This is a genomic window from Microbacterium sp. AC026 (assembly GCF_979258475.1).
The window spans coordinates 577,586-597,636 of sequence record NZ_OZ409857.1; the positions used below are offsets into that span (position 1 = coordinate 577,586).

Annotated in this window: 21 protein-coding genes and 4 pseudogenes; 5 read left to right on the forward strand and 20 right to left on the reverse strand. The window is 66.7% G+C overall.

Annotated features, from left to right (window positions below; all coding sequences use genetic code 11):
- Position 1: 1 nt before the first annotated feature.
- From frr to rpsB, 4 genes are all read right to left on the reverse strand, one after another.
- Entirely contained in the window at positions 2 to 556 is a 555-nt protein-coding gene (gene frr / locus ACZZ93_RS03025; RefSeq protein ID WP_053095997.1) for a ribosome recycling factor, read from the reverse strand.
- Between the two features lie 66 nt (positions 557 to 622).
- Positions 623 to 1,339: a UMP kinase gene (pyrH, locus tag ACZZ93_RS03030; RefSeq protein ID WP_056278675.1), complete on the reverse strand. Its 717-nt coding sequence runs from the start codon at positions 1,337 to 1,339 to the stop codon at positions 623 to 625.
- A gap of 90 nt (positions 1,340 to 1,429) precedes the next feature.
- Positions 1,430 to 2,257 (reverse strand): translation elongation factor Ts, encoded by an 828-nt coding sequence (gene tsf, locus ACZZ93_RS03035; RefSeq protein WP_053095995.1) that lies wholly within the window; start codon positions 2,255 to 2,257, stop codon positions 1,430 to 1,432.
- A gap of 44 nt (positions 2,258 to 2,301) precedes the next feature.
- Positions 2,302 to 3,246, reverse strand: a complete 945-nt coding sequence (gene rpsB / locus ACZZ93_RS03040) for a 30S ribosomal protein S2 (RefSeq protein WP_053095994.1) — start codon at positions 3,244 to 3,246, stop codon at positions 2,302 to 2,304.
- A gap of 305 nt (positions 3,247 to 3,551) precedes the next feature.
- On the opposite strand from rpsB, the gene ACZZ93_RS03045 reads away from it, so the two are divergent.
- On the forward strand, positions 3,552 to 4,079 hold the full coding sequence (locus ACZZ93_RS03045) for a murein hydrolase activator EnvC family protein (RefSeq protein WP_463510441.1): 528 nt from the start codon (positions 3,552 to 3,554) through the stop codon (positions 4,077 to 4,079).
- Positions 4,080 to 4,095: 16 nt separating this feature from the next.
- Here ACZZ93_RS03045 and ACZZ93_RS03050 read toward each other — a convergent pair.
- The 9 genes and pseudogenes from ACZZ93_RS03050 to ACZZ93_RS03090 form a co-directional block, all read right to left on the reverse strand.
- Positions 4,096 to 4,997: pseudogene (locus tag ACZZ93_RS03050) on the reverse strand (tyrosine-type recombinase/integrase).
- 35 nt (positions 4,998 to 5,032) lie between these two features.
- Positions 5,033 to 6,214, reverse strand: coding sequence for a DNA-processing protein DprA (dprA, locus tag ACZZ93_RS03055; RefSeq protein WP_463510442.1), 1,182 nt, complete (start codon positions 6,212 to 6,214; stop codon positions 5,033 to 5,035).
- Positions 6,211 to 7,740, reverse strand: coding sequence for a YifB family Mg chelatase-like AAA ATPase (locus ACZZ93_RS03060; protein WP_463510443.1), 1,530 nt, complete (start codon positions 7,738 to 7,740; stop codon positions 6,211 to 6,213). Before ACZZ93_RS03060 ends, dprA begins: the two co-directional genes overlap by 4 nt.
- Positions 7,737 to 8,099, reverse strand: coding sequence for a YraN family protein (locus ACZZ93_RS03065; RefSeq protein ID WP_463510444.1), 363 nt, complete (start codon positions 8,097 to 8,099; stop codon positions 7,737 to 7,739). Before ACZZ93_RS03065 ends, ACZZ93_RS03060 begins: the two co-directional genes overlap by 4 nt.
- 101 nt (positions 8,100 to 8,200) lie before the next feature.
- Positions 8,201 to 8,527, reverse strand: coding sequence for a DUF2469 family protein (locus ACZZ93_RS03070; protein WP_042541663.1), 327 nt, complete (start codon positions 8,525 to 8,527; stop codon positions 8,201 to 8,203).
- 47 nt (positions 8,528 to 8,574) lie between these two features.
- Positions 8,575 to 9,234 carry a ribonuclease HII gene (locus ACZZ93_RS03075; protein ID WP_463510445.1) on the reverse strand — a complete coding sequence of 220 codons (660 nt, stop codon included), beginning with the start codon at positions 9,232 to 9,234 and terminating at the stop codon, positions 8,575 to 8,577.
- Entirely contained in the window at positions 9,231 to 9,965 is a 735-nt protein-coding gene (lepB, locus tag ACZZ93_RS03080; RefSeq protein WP_053095952.1) for a signal peptidase I, read from the reverse strand. Before lepB ends, ACZZ93_RS03075 begins: the two co-directional genes overlap by 4 nt.
- A 117-nt stretch (positions 9,966 to 10,082) precedes the next feature.
- On the reverse strand, positions 10,083 to 10,430 hold the full coding sequence (gene rplS / locus ACZZ93_RS03085) for a 50S ribosomal protein L19 (protein WP_053099097.1): 348 nt from the start codon (positions 10,428 to 10,430) through the stop codon (positions 10,083 to 10,085).
- Positions 10,431 to 10,609: 179 nt separating this feature from the next.
- Positions 10,610 to 11,098, reverse strand: a complete 489-nt coding sequence (locus ACZZ93_RS03090; RefSeq protein ID WP_072591208.1) for an MFS transporter permease — start codon at positions 11,096 to 11,098, stop codon at positions 10,610 to 10,612.
- Between the two features lie 121 nt (positions 11,099 to 11,219).
- Between ACZZ93_RS03090 and map the strand changes: the two genes are divergently transcribed.
- Positions 11,220 to 12,002 (forward strand): type I methionyl aminopeptidase, encoded by a 783-nt coding sequence (gene map / locus ACZZ93_RS03095; protein ID WP_053095949.1) that lies wholly within the window; start codon positions 11,220 to 11,222, stop codon positions 12,000 to 12,002.
- On the opposite strand, the gene ACZZ93_RS03100 is transcribed toward map, so the two are convergent.
- Entirely contained in the window at positions 11,982 to 12,458 is a 477-nt protein-coding gene (locus ACZZ93_RS03100) for a pyrimidine dimer DNA glycosylase/endonuclease V (RefSeq protein ID WP_463510446.1), read from the reverse strand. The genes map and ACZZ93_RS03100 overlap by 21 nt on opposite strands.
- Entirely contained in the window at positions 12,455 to 13,192 is a 738-nt protein-coding gene (locus ACZZ93_RS03105; RefSeq protein WP_463510447.1) for a class I SAM-dependent methyltransferase, read from the reverse strand. The genes ACZZ93_RS03100 and ACZZ93_RS03105 overlap by 4 nt, the downstream gene beginning before the upstream one ends.
- Before the next feature lie 88 nt (positions 13,193 to 13,280).
- Between ACZZ93_RS03105 and ACZZ93_RS03110 the strand changes: the two genes are divergently transcribed.
- Entirely contained in the window at positions 13,281 to 13,853 is a 573-nt protein-coding gene (locus tag ACZZ93_RS03110; RefSeq protein WP_072592272.1) for a histidine phosphatase family protein, read from the forward strand.
- Here ACZZ93_RS03110 and trmD read toward each other — a convergent pair.
- The 4 genes and pseudogenes from trmD to rpsP all read right to left on the reverse strand — a co-directional run bounded on the left by trmD (position 13,850) and on the right by rpsP (position 15,853).
- Positions 13,850 to 14,560: a tRNA (guanosine(37)-N1)-methyltransferase TrmD gene (gene trmD, locus ACZZ93_RS03115; RefSeq protein WP_053095944.1), complete on the reverse strand. Its 711-nt coding sequence runs from the start codon at positions 14,558 to 14,560 to the stop codon at positions 13,850 to 13,852. The genes ACZZ93_RS03110 and trmD overlap by 4 nt on opposite strands.
- Positions 14,561 to 14,662: 102 nt before the next feature.
- A pseudogene (rimM, locus tag ACZZ93_RS03120) lies at positions 14,663 to 15,220 on the reverse strand (ribosome maturation factor RimM); the annotation flags it as partial.
- Positions 15,183 to 15,412, reverse strand: a pseudogene (locus tag ACZZ93_RS03125) (RNA-binding protein). The pseudogenes rimM and ACZZ93_RS03125, both read right to left, overlap by 38 nt.
- Before the next feature lie 6 nt (positions 15,413 to 15,418).
- Entirely contained in the window at positions 15,419 to 15,853 is a 435-nt protein-coding gene (rpsP, locus tag ACZZ93_RS03130) for a 30S ribosomal protein S16 (protein ID WP_053095939.1), read from the reverse strand.
- A gap of 209 nt (positions 15,854 to 16,062) precedes the next feature.
- Between rpsP and ACZZ93_RS03135 the strand changes: the two genes are divergently transcribed.
- Positions 16,063 to 17,214, forward strand: coding sequence for a glutamate--cysteine ligase (locus ACZZ93_RS03135; protein WP_072592271.1), 1,152 nt, complete (start codon positions 16,063 to 16,065; stop codon positions 17,212 to 17,214).
- A 2-nt stretch (positions 17,215 to 17,216) separates the two neighbouring features.
- Here ACZZ93_RS03135 and ACZZ93_RS03140 read toward each other — a convergent pair whose 3' ends face one another.
- Positions 17,217 to 18,188 carry a sugar-binding transcriptional regulator gene (locus ACZZ93_RS03140; RefSeq protein WP_463510448.1) on the reverse strand — a complete coding sequence of 324 codons (972 nt, stop codon included), beginning with the start codon at positions 18,186 to 18,188 and terminating at the stop codon, positions 17,217 to 17,219.
- A 100-nt stretch (positions 18,189 to 18,288) separates the two neighbouring features.
- Between ACZZ93_RS03140 and ACZZ93_RS03145 the strand changes: the two are divergent.
- A pseudogene (locus ACZZ93_RS03145) lies at positions 18,289 to 19,997 on the forward strand (glycerol-3-phosphate dehydrogenase/oxidase).
- Positions 19,998 to 20,051 lie beyond the last annotated feature (54 nt).

Genomic DNA, 20,051 nt, shown 5'->3' on the forward strand with positions numbered 1-20,051 from the left:
CCTACACCTCGAGGAGCTCAGCCTCTTTGCGCTTGAGTGCGTCGTCGATGAGGTCGACGTGCTGGCGCGTGAGGGCGTCGAGTTCCTTCTCTCCGCGAGAGATCTCGTCTTCTCCGAGCTCGCTCTTGAGACCGTCGAGTTCGTCCTTGGCCTTGCGACGGATGCCGCGCACGTGCACCTTGGCGTCCTCGGCCTTGGTCTTGACGAGCTTGACGTACTCCTTGCGGCGCTCAGCCGTGAGCTCGGGCATCGTCACGCGGACGAGGTTGCCGTCGTTCGTGGGGTTCGCGCCGAGGTTCGGCATGTCCCGGATCGCCTGCTCGATCCCCTTCAGAGCACTCTTGTCGTAGGGAGTGATGATGAGGGTGCGCGCCTCCTGGTTCGCCAGAGAGGCGAGCTGGGCGAGCGGCGTCGGCGTTCCGTAGTAGTCGACGAGCACCTTCTGGAAGAGCTGCGGGTTGGCGCGACCCGTGCGCACCGTGGAGAAGTCCTCCTTGGCGGCCTCGACCGCTCGTGCCATACGGGAGGTGGTTTCAGCGAGGACATCCGCGATCACGGTGACTCCTATCGTCGGGGTGTTCTGAAATTCTATCGGGCGCGGCGCGTGAGCACCGTCAGGGACTCAGGCGGTGACGAGAGTGCCGATCGGCTCGCCGAGGAGCGCACGCGTGACATTGCCCGCCGGCTCCATGCCGAACACCCTCATGTCCATGTTGTTGTCCATGCAGAGGCTGAACGCGGTCGAGTCGACCACCTTGAGGCCGCGCTGAAGGGCATCGCGGTAGGTCACGCGCTCGATGCGCTCGGCGTCGGCGTGCTTGTTCGGGTCCGCGGTGTAGATGGCGTCGACGCCGTTCTTGGCCACGAGCACCTCCTGCGCCCCGATCTCCAGCGCGCGCTGCGCGGCGACCGTGTCGGTGGAGAAGTACGGGAGGCCCGCTCCGGCGCCGAAGATGACGACGCGGCCCTTCTCCATGTGCCGCTCGGCCCGCAGCGGGATGTACGGCTCGGCGACCTGCGTCATCGAGATCGCGGACTGCACGCGGGTCGGCGCGCCGGCCTGCTCGAGGAAGTCCTGCAGCGCGAGGGCGTTCATCACCGTGCCGAGCATGCCCATGTAGTCGGCTCGCCCCCGGTCCATTCCGCGCTGGCTGAGTTCCGCTCCGCGGAAGAAGTTGCCGCCGCCGACGACGATCGCGATCTCTACGCGGTCGACGGCCGCGGCGATGTCACGGGCGATCTGGCTGACGACGTCGGGGTTGACGCCGAGCTGTCCGGCGCCGAACGCCTCACCGGAGAGCTTCAGGAGAACGCGACGGCGTCCGTTGCCTTCGGTCATGGGGGTGTTCCTCTCGTCCCGATTCAAGATAGTGCCTTCTGGGCATGAAGAAGGGGTTCGGATCATGTGATCCGAACCCCTTCGACGGTGTTACGCGCCGACCTTGAAGCGCGCGAAGTCCGTCACGGTGATACCGGCGTCCTTCGCCACCTGGGCGACGGAGAGCTTGTTGTCCTTCGCGTAGTCCTGCTCGAGCAGTGCGACCTGCTTGATGAACGCGGAGACACGGCCCTCGACGATCTTGGGCAGAGCCGCTTCCGGCTTGCCCTCGTTGCGGGAGATCTCGGTGACGATCTCGCGCTCCTTCTCCACGGCGTCAGCCGGGACGTCCTCGCGGGACAGGTACGACGGGTTCGCGAACGAGATGTGCTGCGCGATGCTGCGAGCGGTCTCGGCGTTGTCACCCGTGTAGGCGACGACGACGCCGATCTGCGGCGGGAGGTCCTTGCTCGTGCGGTGCAGGTAGACCTCGACGTTGTCGCCGGTGATCGTGCGAACGCGACGAAGTTCGACCTTCTCGCCGATGATCGCAGCCTCTTCCGAGATGACCTGTTCGACGCTCTTGTCGCCTGCCTGGGCGGCGAGTCCGGCCTCGACCGAGTCGGCCTTGACGGCCGCGACAGCGTCGGCGACCTTGTCGGCCAGTGCGATGAAGCGCTCGTTCTTCGCGACGAAGTCCGTCTCGCAGGCGAGCTCGATCAGCGTCACTGCGCCGTCCTGCTCGCGAGCGACGATGAGGCCCTCGCTGGTCGAACGGTCGGCACGCTTCGCGTTGCCCTTGGCACCCTTGAGACGCAGGATCTCGGTGGCCTTCTCGACGTCTCCGTCGGCCTCCTCGAGCGCCTTCTTGGTGTCGACCATTCCCGTTCCGAGCTGCTCACGCAGCGCCTTGAGGTCGGCGATGGTGAAGTTGGCCATGTGTGGTGGCTCCTTGCTTCGTGATGTGTGTGGTGGTCGCGGAATTACTTGGCGTCTGCTGCCTCGGCGGCGGCGACCTCAGCGGTCTCCTCGCCGGAAGCGGCAGCGATGGCCTCGTCGTGCGCCTCGGCGCCGGCCTCGTCAGCAGCGGTCTCGTCGGCAGCGGGGGTCTCGACGGTGGCAGCTTCGTCAGCTGCGGCGTCATCGACCTCTGCGGCGTCAGCCGACTCCTGGACGGGAGCCTCGAGGAGCTCCTTCTCCCAGTCGGCGAGCGGCTCAGCGTCGCCCGTCTCGGGGTTGTGCTTCTGCTGCAGGCCCTCTGCCGCTGCGTCCGCGATGATGCGGGTGAGCAGCGAGACCGAGCGGATGGCGTCGTCGTTGCCGGGGATCGGGTACTGGAAGTCGTCCGGGTCGGCGTTGGTGTCGAGAATGCCGATCACCGGGATGCCGAGCTTCTTGGCCTCGTCGATGGCGAGGTGCTCGCGCTTGGCGTCGACGACCCAGAGAGCGGACGGCGTCTTGGTGAGGTTGCGGATACCACCGAGCGACTTGTGCAGCTTGTCGAGCTCGCGCTTCTTGAGAAGGAGTTCCTTCTTGGTGAAGCCCGAGGCAGCCGGGTTCTCGTAGTCGAGCTCCTCGAGCTCCTTCATGCGAGCGAGACGCTTCGCGATGGTCTGGAAGTTGGTGAGGAGTCCACCGAGCCAGCGCTGGTTGACGTAGGGCTGGCCGACGCGCGTGGCCTGCTCCGCGAGGATCTCCTGCGCCTGCTTCTTCGTGCCGACGAAGAGGATCGTGCCGCCGTGCGCGACGGTCTCCTTGACGAAGTCGTAGGCCTTGTCGATGTAGCCGAGCGACTGCTGGAGGTCGATGATGTGGATGCCGCTGCGCTCCGTGAGGATGAAGCGCTTGACCTTCGGGTTCCACCGACGGGTCTGGTGTCCGAAGTGCACGCCGCTGTCGAGCAGCTGGCGGATGGTGACCACAGCCATGGTCGTCTCCTTGTTCCGGCGCGATTCTGCGCCCTTGAGGTTGTCGAGTCGATCGGACGACCGAACTCCCTGGTGCCCGGCGCACACCCGCCTGAGTGGAATCAGGACCAGTGGGAGTGGATGCCACGACCGAAGTCGCTCTGGGCACGCGTAGTCACCCCGAGATCGAGGTGCTCCAACAGCATACAGGATGCGGCGGCCTCACTCCTCCTGCACGATGCACCGAAGCCATGTCTTCCCCACATGGATCGCGGGGGTTGCGATGACGCGTCCCTCCGCCGGCGGGAGCGACGGACCATTGCCTCATGAACTTCCGCGTACGCGCGACCATCGCGTTCCTTCTGCTGGTCGCCCTGATTCTCGTCGCTCCGATCCCGACGCGTGCGCACGCGTCATCCGCGGAAGGTGAGAGGTGTCCCGTCTGGCTCTGGCCGACCGATGAGCGCCGCGCGGTCGCGTCGCCGTATCGCGCTCCCGCGCACGAGTACGGTGCCGGCCATCGAGGGATGGACCTCGCGACGACGCCGGGGGCTGTGATCCGCGCTCCCGCCGACGGGACGATCGCATTCCGCGGAACCGTCGTCGACAGGCCTCTGATCACGATCGAGCACCCCGGTGGCTACGTGTCGACGTTCGAGCCGTTGTCCTCCGAACTCTCGCCGGGAGACGCGATCTCATCGGGGCAGGAGATCGGCACGGTGGCTGCCGGTGGCCACGCGGCGCCCGGTACTCTGCACCTCGGTGTGCGAATGGATGGCGCGTACATCAACCCGATGCTCCTCTTCGGCGCCGTACCCAGGGCGGTGCTGCTCCCCTGCTGCACGACCCCATGAATCGGTGACCGGGTGTTCAGGCGCGCGGGTGTGCGAGGCGATACGTCGCGGTCAGCCGTTCGGCGGACACGTGGGTGTAGATCTGGGTCGTGCCGAGACTCGCATGGCCGAGGATCTCCTGCACCGCTCGCAAGTCCGCGCCGCCGTCCAGGAGGTGGGTCGCGGCAGTGTGTCTCAGCGCATGCGGGCCGACCGTGTCCGCCCCGATGAACGGTGCGAGCACGTCGGCGACGAGCGAATAGACCGCGCGCGGTCCGATCCGCGCGCCTCGACTGCCGAGTAGCAGAGCCGGCGACGGTCGGGCAGCTCGTGCGGCGAGTGAGGGGCGCCCTCGAGACAGGTAGGCACCGGTGGCATCACGTGCAGGAGCACCGTAGGGCACCACCCTCTCTTTCGCGCCTTTCCCCAGCACGCGCGCCGTGCCCCGGTCGAGGTCCAGATCGTCGACATCGAGTCCGCACAGCTCGGAGACTCGGATCCCTGCCCCGTACAGCAGCTCGAGAATCGCATGGTCGCGGAGCGCGATCGGATCACCGGCGGCGGCGGCGTGCCGTTGCGCCTCGAGAAGAGTCGTCATCGCGTCCTGAGAGGCGATGACGGGCAGCGTCCGCCCCCGCTTCGGGGCTACCAGCCGGAGACTCGGATCGTGTGCGACGAGCTGCTGCTCCTGCGCCCAGCTGAAGAAGGACCGCGCCGCCGCGGCGCGCCGCGCGAGTGTTGACCGCGCGTCCCCCGTTGAGTCGCGCGCCACAGCCAGTCGCGCAGTGTCTCGAGTGTGACGTCTTCGAGCTCGCGATCGCCGACGGTCTCCGCGAGATCACGGAGATCAGATCGGTAGGCCCGCACAGTCGCTGAAGACAGCCGACGCACTCGGGAGAGATGCTCGGTGAAGGCGTGTGCTGCTGCCTGGAACTGCATGGATCAAGTGTGCAGGAGCGCGAATCCGCACGGTGTCAGCCGCGCCGCTCTCCGTCCGGCCGTTTCTGCCATCCGCTCTCGACGCGCGTGACAATCCCATCCAGCTCCAGGAGCCCGAGGAGGGCGCCGATCCTCTCGGGAGCGAGCCCCGATCTTCGGGACAGCTCGAGAACGGGTCGTGCGGAGCGACTGCTCAGGGCGTCGAGCACCCGAGACCGATCCGGGTCCGTGGCTCCGCCAACGGTCGTCCCGGCTGCGGCGTCACCCCACAGCTCGCGTATCTCGGCGGTGGTCGTGACGCATCTCGCGTCGTATTCACGAAGAAGCCGATGACAGCCGGCCGACGATGCGGAGGTGACAGGCCCAGGCACCGCACCGAGCGGCCGTCCGAGCGCAGCCGCGTGTCCTGCGGTGTTCAGTGAACCGCTCCGCCACCCTGCCTCCACCACGACCGTCGCGTCGCCGAGAGCGGCGATGAGTCTGTTGCGCGAGAGGAATCGCCACTTCGTCGGCGCGGTGCCGCAGGGCACTTCGCTCACCACGGCTCCGGTCTCCACTATTCTCCGCAGCAGCTGCTGATGGCCTTGGGGATACGCGCGATCGACTCCCCCGGCGAGGAAGGCTACGGTCTTGCCGCTCACGCCGAGGGCGGCCCGATGGGCTGCCCCGTCGATGCCGTACGCTCCGCCGGATACGACGACCGTGCCGGTGGCTGCGAGCTCGCCGGCGAAGTCACCGGCGAGCATCTCTCCATAACCGCTGGCCGCCCTCGCGCCCACGATCGCGACTCGGCTCGGAGCCGTGAGCAGCGCCGGGTCTCCGCGAACCCAGAGCACTGTCGGCGCATGCACCCCAAGGTCGTCGAGAGATCTCGGCCAGAGGTCGTCCCCCGGCAGAAGCAGCCGAGCGCCGACCTCGGCTGCTGCACGGATCGCATCGAGAACGCTGCGCGCATCCGCGCGGACCATCCACCTGGCTCGTCCCTCGGCGAGAGTCCGTTCGCTGACCTCCGAACTCGCCACGGCCCCTCCGCCGATCGCCAGCCCCAGTGATGCCACTGCGCCCCGCTCCGCGATGAGCGCGCCGGCGACTCCGTCCCCCGGCTCGGTGAGGACTGACCACGACACTCGTGCCAGCGCCTCGTCCAGGTCATCGACTAGTCGCACCTGTCGCAGCGATCGCCGCACCGCCGCTTCGCCTCTGAGAGACTCGATCACGATAGGTATCCCCTCTTCAAGAACAGTGCCCGTCCTATTTCTTCCCGGCCTGGACTGTCGACCTCGGCGAGGTCCGCCATGGTCCAAGCCAGCCGCAGAACCCTGTCATAGCCGCGAAGAGTGAGCGCTCCCCGCTCGAGAGCCCTGTCCATTGGCGCCCTTGCCTCTGCGGCGATCCGCAGATCGAGTTGCCTCAATCGGGCGCCCGGAACCTCGCTGTTGCGGACCCACGGTGTCCCCCGCCACCGCGAGACGGCCCGCTCACGCGCCTGCATGACTCTCGCTCGAGCTCGCTCGCTCGTCACCTCCGTACGGTCGCCGATCATGGCCCGAGCAGCAGACACGCGCGAGACATGCAGCTCGATATCGACCCGGTCGCGAAGCGGACCGGAGAGTCGGGTCGAGTATCTCCGGATCGCCAACGACGGACATGTGCATTCCGCACCGCGCACCCCGTAATTGCCGCACGGGCACGGATTGAGCGCCATGACCAGTTGGAAGCGTGCGGGGAACTGTGCGGTGACGCCCGATCGACTCACCTCGATGACGCCGGACTCGAGCGGCTGCCGCAGTGCGTCGAGCGCGACTCTCGAGAATTCCGCTGCTTCGTCGAGGAAGAGTACACCTCTGTGCGCGCGAGAGATGGCGCCAGGACGAACAGACCTCGTGCCGCCTCCGACGAGCGCCGCAACCGAGGCGCTGTGGTGAGGCGACTCCATCGGCGGCGTGGCGTCGAGAACCCGCACCGCCTCGCCGGTGAGTGAGCGGATCGAGGCCACTTCGAGAGCCTCGTCGTCGGAGAGACTCGGAAGTATGCCGGGGAGTCGCCGCGCGAGCATGGTCTTACCTGCGCCTGGCGGGCCGCTGAGCAGCATGTGGTGGCCTCCTGCTGCCGCGACGATCAGCGCCTCGACGGCCTCGTCCTGGCCGACGACGTCCGCGAGGTCCAGCCTCTCGCGATGCTCCGGCGCGAGTGTCGCCGAGGCGACCGGATCGGCATCGAGCACGTCGATCTCTGCGCCGTGCCAGACGGCGACCTGCGAAAGACTCGCTGCTGCGCGAACCTCGATTCCGGGCACCAGCCTCGCCTCCGCCTCGTTGCCCCACGGCACGATCACGGTGTCGAACCCGGCACGCGCAGCGGCGAAGACGGACGGGAGCACCCCGGGCACGGGACGGAGCCGGCCGTCGAGTCCGAGTTCGCCGAGATGCACCGTTCCCGCGATGGACCGCGTCGACAGCGCTCCCCCTGCCGCGAGAGCGGCGACCGCGATGCTCAGGTCGAAACCGGCTCCCTGCTTGGGAAGGCTGGCGGGCGAGAGGTTGACCGTGAGGCGGCGGCGCGGAAGATCGAGTTGCGTGTTCTTGCAGGCGTTGTGAACCCGCTGAACCGCCTCGCCGAGTGCTTTGTCCGGCAGGCCGATGATCTTGAAGTCGGGGGTCTGGTTCGAGATGTCGGCTTCGACCTCGACCATGTGCCCGTCGACCCCGGTGAGCGCGACCGCCCACGTGCGGGCCGTTTTCACGACACGTCCACGAGATGTTCGAGAGTGCTGTGCTGCGGGTCGGCTCCGATGATCCCGATCGCCTCGATCCGGATCGCGAGGCCGACCGCCTGTTCGGGATGGTCGGCCGCCCACGCATGAGCCAATCGCCACAGTCGTCGGATCTCTCGGGAATCCACGGCCTCGAACGGGTGTCCGTGGGAGATCGTCCGTCGTGTCTTGACCTCGACGATGGCGAGGTGGTGACCGCGACAGGCGACGATGTCGATCTCGCCCTGCGCACATCGCCAGTTGCGGTCGAGGACCACATATCCGATGCCGGTCAGATACCGAACCGCATGTTCTTCGCCGGATCTACCGAGCTCGTCTTTCGCTGCCATGAAGACAGCCTGTCGATCGGGATCGACGACCGCGCTTCAGGAGTGGGGACGTTGCGGAGTGCGGGGACAGCCCATCAGAAAGCCGGACTGTGCAGAAGTGGTCACTCCCCGTCGAGCGACAGCTCCTGGGGCAGCTCGAACTCGCGGCGCTGAAGCTCTTCGACGTTGACGTCCTTGAACGTCAGCACGCGCACAGCCTTCACGAAGCGGTCGGCACGATAGATGTCCCACACCCAGACGTCACTCATCGAGATCTCGAAGTAGAAGTCGTGCTCGGTGTCACGACGCACGACGTTCACCTCGTTGGCGAGGTAGAACCGGCGTTCCGTCTCGACAACGTACTGGAACTGCGCGACGACATCGCGGTATTCGCGGAACAGCGCCAGCTCGAGCTCGCGGTCGTAGTCGTCGAAGGCTTCCTCATCCATGATCACTCCATCCTAGAGTCGGCGACGCGTCGATGCCGCACGCAGGCTCAGAACAGAGTCGGGACATCCGCGATCGCCCAGGATGATCGGTGGTGTGGAGAGAGCCCGAGGCTGCGGATCGCATCGCGATGCTCGAGGCTCGCGTATCCCTTGTTCCGGTCCCACTGGTACGCGGGGTGACCCTCGTGGAGCTCCGCCATGTAGGTGTCCCTCGCCACTTTCACGATCACCGATGCCGCCGAGACCGATGCGCAGTCGCGGTCGCCCTTGACGACCGGTCGCACCCGTAGAGGCACCGGATGCACCCGCGAGACATAGTCGTGGTTGCCGTCGAGGAGCACCAGAGCCCCGTCGAGGCGAACTCCCGAATCGACGACGCTCTGCACGGCGCGCGACGCCGCAAGACCGAGCGCTCGCATGATGCCCACCTCGTCGACCTCGGCCGCGCTGGCCCAACCGACTCCAGAAGCCTGCACCCATGCCGCGGCTCGCGCAGCGACATCGGGCCGACGCCTCTCGGTGACCAGCTTCGAATCCCGAAGCCCTTCGGGAACGCGGCGGCGCGCCCCTGCCGCATCCATCACGGCAGCTCCGACCGCCACCGGCCCGGCAAGCGCACCGCGTCCGACCTCATCGAGGGAGATGATCAGATCGCACTCGCTCAGCAGCCTGCGCTCCAGAGTGAGCTTCGGAGCGACGACGGTCATTCCGGATCCGGGACGCCGTTGAAGCTGTCATGGTGGCCGTCGATCGTGCCCAGACGGTCGAAGGGCCACGTGGTGAAGAACGCCTTGCCCACGACGTTCTCGATCGGGACGAAGCCGCCGCTCGGAAGATCCTGATGCGCCCGCGAGTCGCGCGAGCGATCGCGGTTGTCTCCGAGGAGCCACAGCGACCCATCCGGCACGACCACGTCGAACGGATCGTTCGACGCTGCGGTGTCGCCGTCTGGCAGGTTGAGGTAGCTGAGCTCGTCGATGGGCGCTCCGTTGACCGTGATCTGTCCGAGCGCGTTGCAGCAGACGACGTGGTCACCTGGGAGACCGATCACACGCTTGACGAGGTGATCCTGCGAATCCGTGGCCGAGATCCCGACGACGTTGAGCATCCAGTCGAAAGCCTCGACGAGAGGCGGCTGCGCAGGAGTCTGCGGCTGGCCGTCGAGCCACCCGCCCGGGTCCTTGAAGACCACGACGTCGCCGCGTTCGTAGGCGGTCCACCGCGGCGTCAGCTCGTCCACGAGGATCCGATCGTTGACCAGGAGAGTTCGTTCCATCGACGCGGACGGGATGTAGAAGGAGCGGACGATGAAGGTCTTGACGACGAAGGAGACGAGCGCCGCGATGACGACGATCACGAGGACGTCGCGCAGGAACACGAGGAACCCACGACGCCGCTTCGTCGGTCGAGCGGACGCGGCGGCGGAGTCAGTCGTCATGGGGTTTCCTTCACAGTCTCGCACCGCACGGAGACGGCAGTATCAAGGGTCGCACACCCCGGGAGAACACAGCACCCCGGGACATCGTGTCCCGGGGTGCTGTGGAGAGCCTGCGCGTCAGTTGTCGCGCTTCTCCTTGATCTTGGCCTTCTTGCCCCGCAGCTGACGGAGGTAGTAGAGCTTCGCGCGACGCACGTCACCGCGGGTGACGACCTCGATGTGGTCGATCACCGGGGAGTGCACCGGGAACGTACGCTCGACGCCCACCTGGAAGCTGATCTTGCGAACGGTGAAGGTCTCACGCACGCCGTCGCCCTGGCGGCCGATGACGACGCCCTTGAAGACCTGGATACGCGAGCGGGTGCCCTCGGTGATGTTCACGTGCACGTTGACCGTGTCACCGGGGTGGAAGACGGGAACGTCTGAACGCAGGGATGCTGCGTCGACGGCGTCGAGGATCTGCATGATCGTCTCTCTCTGCACTCGCCTCAGGTCGGTTGCATGCTGTAAGTAGGAATAAGAAGAAGTGTGTGCTGAACGGCGCCGAAGCGTCCGTGGGCTCCCCTGAGGCAGAACCGGTCACGGCACAAACAGTCATTCTGCCATGGATGCCGCACACGGCCAAAACGTCGCGTGCGTTTCCGTCACTCCGGCGAGTCCTTCTCCCGGATGACGAAGACCTCTCGCACGCGGGTCTCCGGCGCGGGCTCGTCGACGCCGGGAACGGTGGACCACGAGATGGTCTCGCGGATCCGTGCTCCGCTTCCCTTCGCCTCGTTCCACAGCTGCCAGAGCTGCAGCCAGACCAGACCGATGCCGACGACGACGGCGGCGGCGAGAAGCCAGCCGAACGCGCCGTCGATGAAGCATCCGACAGCGATGGTCAGCCCGTGCCAGAGCGTGAATCCGCCGACATCCCACCACGAGACGGCCCTCTCGACCCGCACCGACGGGCGAGACCGAGTCAGGAGCGTGAGAAGAAGCTGGCCGACGAACACGGAGGGGACCGCGATGAAGAGGACCCAGAGGATGGCCCAACCGCCTTGGAAGACGCCCCACCCCACGAGCAACCAGAGCGGCAGGAGGAACGCTGCCGGAATGAGCCACCGGAAGAACGCCTGACGCAACCACATGTCACAAATCGTACGACGGCGTGCGGCCGATGATCCAGGTGTTCGCTCTGAGCACGCGGCCTCGAGGCGGACGCCCGTCACCCGGAGATCGGGGAGAATGGAGAGGACGAGAGGACACCCGATGATCGAACTGCGCACCCCTGCCGAGATCGACGAGATGCGCGCCGCCGGTCGCTTCGTGGCCGAGACCCTGGCAACCCTGCGCGACGAGACGAAGGTCGGCACGAACCTGCTGTCGATCGATCGCCGAGCGCACGACATGATCCGCAAGGCCGGAGCGGAGTCCTGCTACATCGACTACCACCCGTCCTTCGGCGCCAGTCCCTTCGGCAAGGTGATCTGCACCTCGATCAACGACGCTGTACTGCACGGCCTCCCCCACGACTACACGCTGCGAGACGGCGACCTGGTGTCGCTCGATTTCGCCGTCTCCGTCGACGGATGGGTGGCCGACTCCGCGGTGTCCTTCGTCGTCGGCACTCCCCGCGACGAGGACCTCCGCATCATCGAGACGACAGAGCGCGCTCTCGCTGCGGCCATCGACGCTGCCGTGGTCGGCAACCGGATCGGTGACATCTCAGCCGCCATCGCCGCGATCTCACACGGCGAGGGGTATTCGATCAACACCGACTTCGGCGGTCACGGTGTCGGACGCATCATGCACGGCGACCCCCACGTCCCCAACGACGGTCGCGCCGGACGTGGATTCCCGTTGCGCGAGGGCCTCGTGTTCGCGCTGGAACCGTGGCTGCTCGAGACCACGGACGAACTCGTGACCGATCCCGACGGATGGACCCTGCGGAGTGTGGACGGTTCCAGGGGCGCGCATTCGGAGCACACCGTGGCCGTGACGGCCGATGGCCCGATCGTCCTCACCGACAGGTCATTCCTCGGCGTTCGCTGACCCGCGGGGCTCAGCCGGCGGCAGCGCGCGTTCCCACGCGGCGACCGGACCCTCGAGGACGTGGAACGCAGGATGCGGTTCGGGCACCGAGACCGCGGACCAGAGTCCGAGCACGTCGGGATTGCGCTCCGCGAGCTTCGCGCTGAGATGCGACCATTCCCGCGCGAGCTGGCCGGTGGTCACGGACAGGATCGACTCACCTCTCGCATCCGGTCGATCGATTCGCGATCGGTCGAAGGTGTAGCTGCGCACGTCCGCCTCGACGGCGACGCCCCGAAGGTACGCGCCGATGGCATCGAGCGGATCGGGATAGGCACGGAACCGCTCCAGTTGGGGGTGACCGGTGTAGCCACGGGTTCGCCCGGCGAGCACCGCTTGAGCGAGCAGCGCCTCCCGCCAGCAGGCCACCAGACCCTGGCGATCGAGGTACTGCGGGTGCAGTGACCAGATCCTCATGCGCGCCGATAGACGAACACGTCGGTGATGATCGGCAACTCGAGCTGTTCGCGCCCGCGTGTGTCCGGGTCCCCGTCGAGCACCGCTTCGATGGCGGTCGTCATCACCGAACGGGCATGGTCGTCGGCCACGAGGAAGGTGCTCACCGTCGACCAGCGACGGAGGTACGCCTCGCGGCTGATCTGCTCCGTCCAGTGGATCGCTTCGCTCGTCACGAACGTGAATCCGGGGAGCTCCGCCGCGGCGGTGCTGGTCGTTCCGTCCGTGTCAGCGACCGCGGGGTGCGCGATACGGTGCGCTGCTCGATCCCACGAACTCGACGGATCCGAGTGGTTCCAGACCAGCCCGAGAGTTCCGCCCGGCGTGAGGATGCGCGAGATCTCCGCACAGGCCGACTCCCGATCGAACCAATGGAACGCCTGCGCGACGGCGACGACATCCGCCGTGCCGTCCGGCAACGGAATCCGCTCGGCACTGCCGATGAGGCCTTCCACATCCGGAAGCTTGGCTCGCAGAACCGACAGCATCTGCTCGGAGGGCTCGACAGCGATCACGCGTTCCACTCTGGCCGACAGCAGTTCCGTGAATTTCCCGGTGCCCGCGCCGAGGTCCAGCGCAGTCCCGATGCGCTGTGGTGCGATGAGCTCGACCGCCTCCACGGGGAATCCGGGACGGTAGCGGTCGTAATCCGCCCCGATCGTCTCGAACGACTTCGCCAGCACCTCATCGACCATGGTGCGACGCTATCAGCCGCCGATTCCGCCGGGTACGGAGGCGACGCGGCTATGCCATCCTGAGTCCATGATTCCGGAGGATCGGCATGTGCCAGAACACCTGTTCCTGGTGCGGCACGGGCAGACCCGCTGGAACCTCGATCATCGGCTGCACGGACAACTCGACTCGCCTCTGACCGAGGACGGCATCCTTCAGGCGCAGAGCGTCGCCGCGCGCCTCGTCGACCGAGGCATCACCACCGTGTGCTCCAGCCCGCTCGGCCGCGCGCTCCGGACCGCGGTCGTCGTCGCCGATCGGATCGGCGCAGATCTCGTGGAGGTACCGGAGCTCGCCGAGCTCCATCACGGTGAGATGGCCGGGCTGACCTGGTCCGAGATCGATGAACGATTCCCCACCGCCCGCGAGGACCGGGCTGAGAACCGATATGGTTGGGCATTTCCCGGAGGTGAGAGCTACGCCCAGGCGAAGGGACGTGCCCGCCGGGCGCTGTCGGTGTGCGGGTGGGCTTCGTCCGGGATCCCGCTGCTGGTGAGTCACGAGATGATCGGTCGGCTGCTGCGTGCGGAGCTCCGGGGCCTGGACCCCGCATCCGCGCTCTCGCTGCGGCACCCTCAGGGCGTGGTGTTCGAGATCGACTCGGGGATCGAACGGATCGTCTAGCGGTCGTCGTCCGGCAGCAGATCCGGGCGCCGACGTCGCGTCCGTTCGATCTGCTGATCCCGCCGCCAGGAAGCGATCACGCCGTGATTGCCGCTCAGCAGCACGTCCGGCACCGGTCGCTCTCGCCACACCGACGGCTTCGTGTAAGACGGGTACTCGAGGAGTCCGTCCTCGTGAGACTCCTCGACGAGGCTCGCCGGATTTCCCACGACACCGGGGATCAGGCGACCGATGGCCTCGATCATCGCCATCGTCGCCACTTCCCCGCCGTTGAGGACGTAATCGCCGAGACTGATGAGCCGCACCTCGCCGAGCGATGAGGCGTATTCGAACACCCGCTCGTCGATCCCCTCGTATCGACCGCATCCGAAGATGAGGTGGTCGCGAGTGCTGAGATCGCGTGCGGTGGCCTGCGTGAAGACCTCGCCTGCGGGCGAGGGGAAGATGATCGTGGGCCGACTGCCCTCTTCGGACGGAGCAGATGATGCCAGCTCGTCGAGCGCGAGCCCCCAGGGCTCCGGCTTCATCACCATCCCCGCCCCGCCCCCGTAGGGGGTGTCGTCCACGGTGCGGTGACGATCAGACGTCCACTCGCGGAGGTCTCGGACACGCAGGTCGAGGATGCCGGTACTCTGCGCCTTCCCGAGCAGGGAGAGCGTCAGACCGTCGAAGTACGACGGGAAGATCGAGAGGACGTCGATGCGCACTGGCGGGCCGAACGAGGGATCAGTCAGTGGCGTCGGAGTCGGAGGACTCCCCGCCTCCGTCGCATCGGACGCGTCAGGGAGCTCTTCGAAGAGGCCCGCAGGCGGCGTGACGATGACGCGCCCGGCGCTGATGTCGACCGTGGGAACGATCGCCTGGACGAACGGCACCATGATGTCCTGCTCGCCGGACCTGACGATGAGCAGATCCTGCGCAGGGAAATGCTCGACGCGAGCCACCTTGCCCACGACGACGCCGTCACGGACGACGTCGAGACCCACGAGCTGATGGTCGAACCACGCGTTGTCCTCGACCTCGTCGTTGTCCTGATCGATCCAGAGGATGGCTCGGACGAGAGTCTCTGCGCCCTCGCGATCGTCGACATCCTTGAGGAAGACGACGGGGTTGCCGTTCATCACGCGGTATTCGCGAACGACGACGGTCTTGCCGTGCCACGGAGATGCCTCAGGCACCTGCAACGTGAACTCGGCTCCCGGAGTGAATCGGCGTTCCGGGCTGTCGGTGTACAGCTCGAGCTTGAGAGCGCCCTTGAGGCCGTGGGCCTTGACGAGGCGCCCCACCCGGAGCTGGTTCTTGCCCTGGTTGCGGTCCTTGGACACCACGTCAGTCATCCGCGACGTCGACCCGGACACGCCGCCCATCCGCGAGAGCGGCGATGAGCGTGCGCAGTGCTTTGCGGTGCGGCCGCCGCGCCCGATCACTCGACCACGGTCGTCGGGGTGCACACGCACCTCGAGCAGGTCGCCTCTCGGCGTCGTGGAAGCGTTGATGCGGACATCTTCAGGGTGATCGACGATCCCCTTGACGATGTGTTCGAGCGCGGCGGCGAGCACGACGAATTACTCTGCGTCGGCGGCGGGAGCCTCTGCGGCCTCCGCGTCGGCCTTGGCGGGAGCCTCCTCAGCGGGGGCCTCCACCTTCTTCTCGGCCTTGGGCTTGACGACGGACTTCTTGGACGCGTCGATCTCGAACGGAACCTTGGGCTCCTTGACCTTCAGCGTGGACTTCGCGTCCTTGTCGCCCTTGAACTTGCCCCAGTCGCCCGTGATCTTGAGCAGAGCAGCGACCTGCTCGGTCGGCTGAGCGCCGACGGAGAGCCAGTACTGCGCACGGTCGGAGTCGATCTCGATGAACGAGGGCTCCTCGGTGGGGTGGTACTTGCCGATCTCCTCGATCACGCGACCATCGCGCTTGGTCTTCGAGTCGGCGACGACGATGCGGTAGTACGGCGCACGGATCTTGCCCAGGCGCTTGAGACGAATCTTGACAGCCACGATTCTCCTGAATTGTGTGGAAGGTAACGAACCGATCGCCTGGAGAGTGGGGTGCACACCCGGCGGAAGCTCAAATAGGGAGGACGAGTGCTGGATAGAGGGTCGAGCACGTCGTCCGACCTTCTATTCTGCCAGATCCGCGGCCCAGGAGCGAAACGCGGCGACACGACGGTTGCCGTGTCGCCGACAGCGCGTGTCAGACTGTGCTCGTGAAGCTCGATTTCGCGCCATCGGCCCGGTCCACCGTCGGTCTCGAGTGGGAGATCATGCTCGCCGATCCGGTGAGCGGTGATCTCGTCGGCCGCGCCCCCGAGCTGCTGTCGGCACTCGAGGATGAGAGTGCAGAAGAACGGCACACCGTGACGGGCGAGCTCCTCACCAACACGATCGAGGTCACCAGCGGCATCGGCGATTCCGTGGCCCATGCCGTGGACGACATCGCCAACGCGATCACCGCTGTTCGTGCGGCGACGGATCCGGCCGGCATCGAGCTGCTCTCGGCCGGCAGTCACCCGTTCGCGCAGTGGTACCACCAGGAAGTGACCGACAAGACGCGCTACCACACCCTGATCGAGCGCACCCAGTGGTGGGGTCGGAACATGATGATCTGGGGGATCCACGTCCACATCGGCGTGGAGGATCAGCGCAAGGTCATCCCGATCATCAACGCCCTCGCCGCTTATCTCCCGCATCTGCAGGCTCTCTCCGCCTCGAGCCCGTTCTGGGCCGGTGAGCGCACCGGATACGCCTCGAACCGTGCTCTGGTGTTCCAGCAGCTGCCCACTGCGGGGCTCCCGTGGCCGCTGCAGGACTGGTCGGAGTACGAGGCCTACCTCGACGACATGGTGCGCACCGGTGTGATGGCGGACGCCACCGAAGTGCGCTGGGACATCCGGCCCGCACCGCGGTGGGGGACGATCGAGGTGCGGGCATGCGACGGGCTCTCCACGCTGCCGGAGCTCGCGGCGGTGGCCGCGCTCGTGCAGGTCCTGGTCGAGCATCTCTCGCGTCAGATGGACGAGGGACTCCCCCTCGCGCAGATGCCTGCCTGGTACCACCGGGAGAATAAGTGGCGCGCCGCGCGCTACGGCTTGGACGCGCGGGTGATCGTCGACGCCGCCGGAACCCAGCGTCCCGTGCGCGAGCATCTTTCGGAGGTGCTCGAGGAGCTCGCCCCGGTCGCGGTCGAACTCGGCTGCGTGCGTGAGTTCGGCAGCATCGAGACGATCCTCACGGACGGCGCGAGCTACGAGCGTCAGCTGACGATCGCGAACGCGACGGGCGGCGACCTCGGTGCAGTCGTCCAGCATCTGATCCGAGAGTTCCGCTCCGGCCCGGAATCCTCGACCGACGAGCCGTAGGGTCAGTCCTCGACGAGCCTGCGCGCGAGTCCTTCATCGAGCACCACGTCCGTGATGAGGTCGGCGGCGATGGCGGCGCGGAGGCTGGCGAGCTTCTGAACACCGGACACCACGCACACGCGTCGGGGCACCCGCCGCAGCCGGTCGAGACCCGGACCCGTCGCCCGTGCGTTGACACGGATGTCCCTCCAGGACCCGTCCGCGCGGAAGAAGACCGTGGCCACGTCGCCGATCGCATGGTCCTCCCGGAGGCTCCGGTAGTCGTCGCGACCGAGATAGCCGCCGACGTACACGCGACTGGGGACCTCCGCGGCGGGCGAGCCGAGACTGAACACGGCGATGTCCATCTTCGACTGCAGGTCGAGCACCCGCAGAGTGCTCCGCTCTCGCCACATCGCCTCGCGCGTCGACGGATCGTCGAAGAACGCGGGCACGGGGAACTGCTGCACCTGCGCACCGAACGCGCTGCCGAAGCGCTGGAGGATGTCGCTCGAGTACTCGACCCCGCTGGTCTGCGTGTTCCCGGCACCGTTCAACTGCACGAACGTCGTGTTGTGCGTCTCCTTCTGCGTGAGACCACGACTGACCGCGCTGATCGTGGATCCCCACGCGACACCCACGATCATGTTCGAGTCGACGAACTGCGACAGCAGTCGCCCTGCGGTCAGGGCCACCCGCTCGAGCCTCTCGACCTCGCTGACGATCTCGGGGATGGGCACGACGTGGGCCACGAGGCGATGCCTGTCCCGGATGCGCTGCTCCAGCATGCCGAGTCGCTCGAGAGGCGAATTGATGCGGATGTCCACGAGTCCGCTCTCGCGGGCGAAGCTGAGCAGGCGCGACACCGATGATCGCGAGGTCTTCAGCTCCTGCGCGATCACCTCCATGGTCTTGTCCTGCATGTAGTAGAGCTGCGCCGCGGTGAGCGCGGCGATCAGCTTGGAATCGCGCGATCCCGCGTCAGACTGGCGCATGACGACCTCCTCGAGTCGATCTTTGCACATATGTGCAACGGGCTTGCGCGTGGTGGGCGATCAGGTCGAAGCTGGGAGCACGCACAGAGAAGGGTCGAAGATGATCGAGTCGACACACTCATCACCGGAACGCGCGGCAGTCCGCGCCGTCCGTGAGTCCGGACGCACGAGCGTCCTTGTCATCGGAGCCGGGATCAACGGGATCTCCGCGTTCCGTGATCTGGCGCTGCAGGGCGTCGACGTACTGCTCGTCGAGCGAGGCGACTTCGCCTCCGGCGCGTCGGCGGCGTCGAGCCACATGATCCACGGCGGCATCCGCTATCTCGAGAACGGCGAGTTCCGACTCGTGCGCGAATCGGTCGAAGAGCGCAACGGTCTGCTGAAGATCGCCCCGCACTACGTCAAGCCGCTCGAGACGACGATCCCCATCTACTCGACCTTCTCCGGCATCCTGTCCGCTCCCCTGCGCTTCCTCACGCACAAGAGCGGCAAGCCCCAAGAGCGTGGAGCGTTCCTGATCAAGGTCGGACTGACGATCTATGACACGTTCTCCCGCGACGGCGGCATGGTGCCCCGTCACCGGTTCCTGGGTCGCAAGCGCTCGCTCACCGAGCTCCCCTCGCTCGACCCGAACATCAAGTACACGGCCACCTACTACGACGCGTCGATGCACGACCCGGAGCGCCTCGCGCTCGACGTCCTGCAGGACGGACGCGCCGCACACCCCGGCGCCGTCGCACTGAACTACGTCGAGGCGATCGCGCGGGACGGCGAGAAGGTCGTCCTCCGCGATCGTGAGAGCGGGACCGAGTTCACCGTCACCGCCGATGTCGTCGTGAACGCATCCGGTCCGTGGACCGATCTCACCAACGACGCGCTGGGCAACGACACGCGTTTCATGGGCGGCACCAAGGGATCCCACATCGTCCTCGACCACCCTGAGCTCCTCGAGGCGACGCGCGGACGCGAGATCTTCTTCGAGCACTCCGACGGTCGCATCGTCCTGATCTACCCGCTCAAGGGCCGCGTTCTCGTGGGGACGACCGACATCGACGCAGACCCGCGCGAGGTCCCGGTGTGCACCGAGGAGGAGATCGACTACTTCTTCGACCTCATCCACCACGTGTTCCCGACGATCGACGTGACCCGCGAGCAGATCGTCTTCAACTTCTCGGGGATCCGTCCGCTCCCCCGGCACGAGGACACCGCGCCGGGATTCGTCTCTCGCGACTATCGCATCGAAGTCGACGAGAAGGGTGCCGCCCTCTCGTGAGCCTCGTCGGAGGCAAGTGGACCACCTTCCGAGCCCTCGGCGAATCGCTCTCCGACGTGGTGCTCGGTCTGATCGGTCGCACCCGCACCGTGTCCACCGCCGGACGCGCCATCGGCGGAGGCCGTGACTTCCCGCGCACCGAGAAGGCACGTCGCATCTGGATCCAGGAGAATCTGCCCGGAGCCGGCGATCGCGCCGAGCGTCTTCTCGCCCGATACGGAACCCGCGCCGCGCAGGTCTGGGAGTTCATCGAGCAGGGCGACGACGCGCCTCTGGTCGGCGGCGACCTCTCGACGCGTGAGCTGGCATGGATGGTCGAGAACGAGATGGTCGCGCGACTGCAGGACGTCGTTCTGCGCCGCACCAGCATCGCTTTCACCGGCAACGCCGACGCGGATGTGCTCCAAGAGCTTGCAGACGCGCTGTCTCCTCTGCTCGACTGGGATCGCGCACGGCACGATGCCGAACTCGAGCAGACGCGGGCGCTGCTGAACGAACGCCATGGACTCCAGATCTCGTCACGCGCACGCGGCTGACGAGACATCCGAACACCGCCCTCCACGCGGTGTAATTCCCAACAAGTGCCAGGG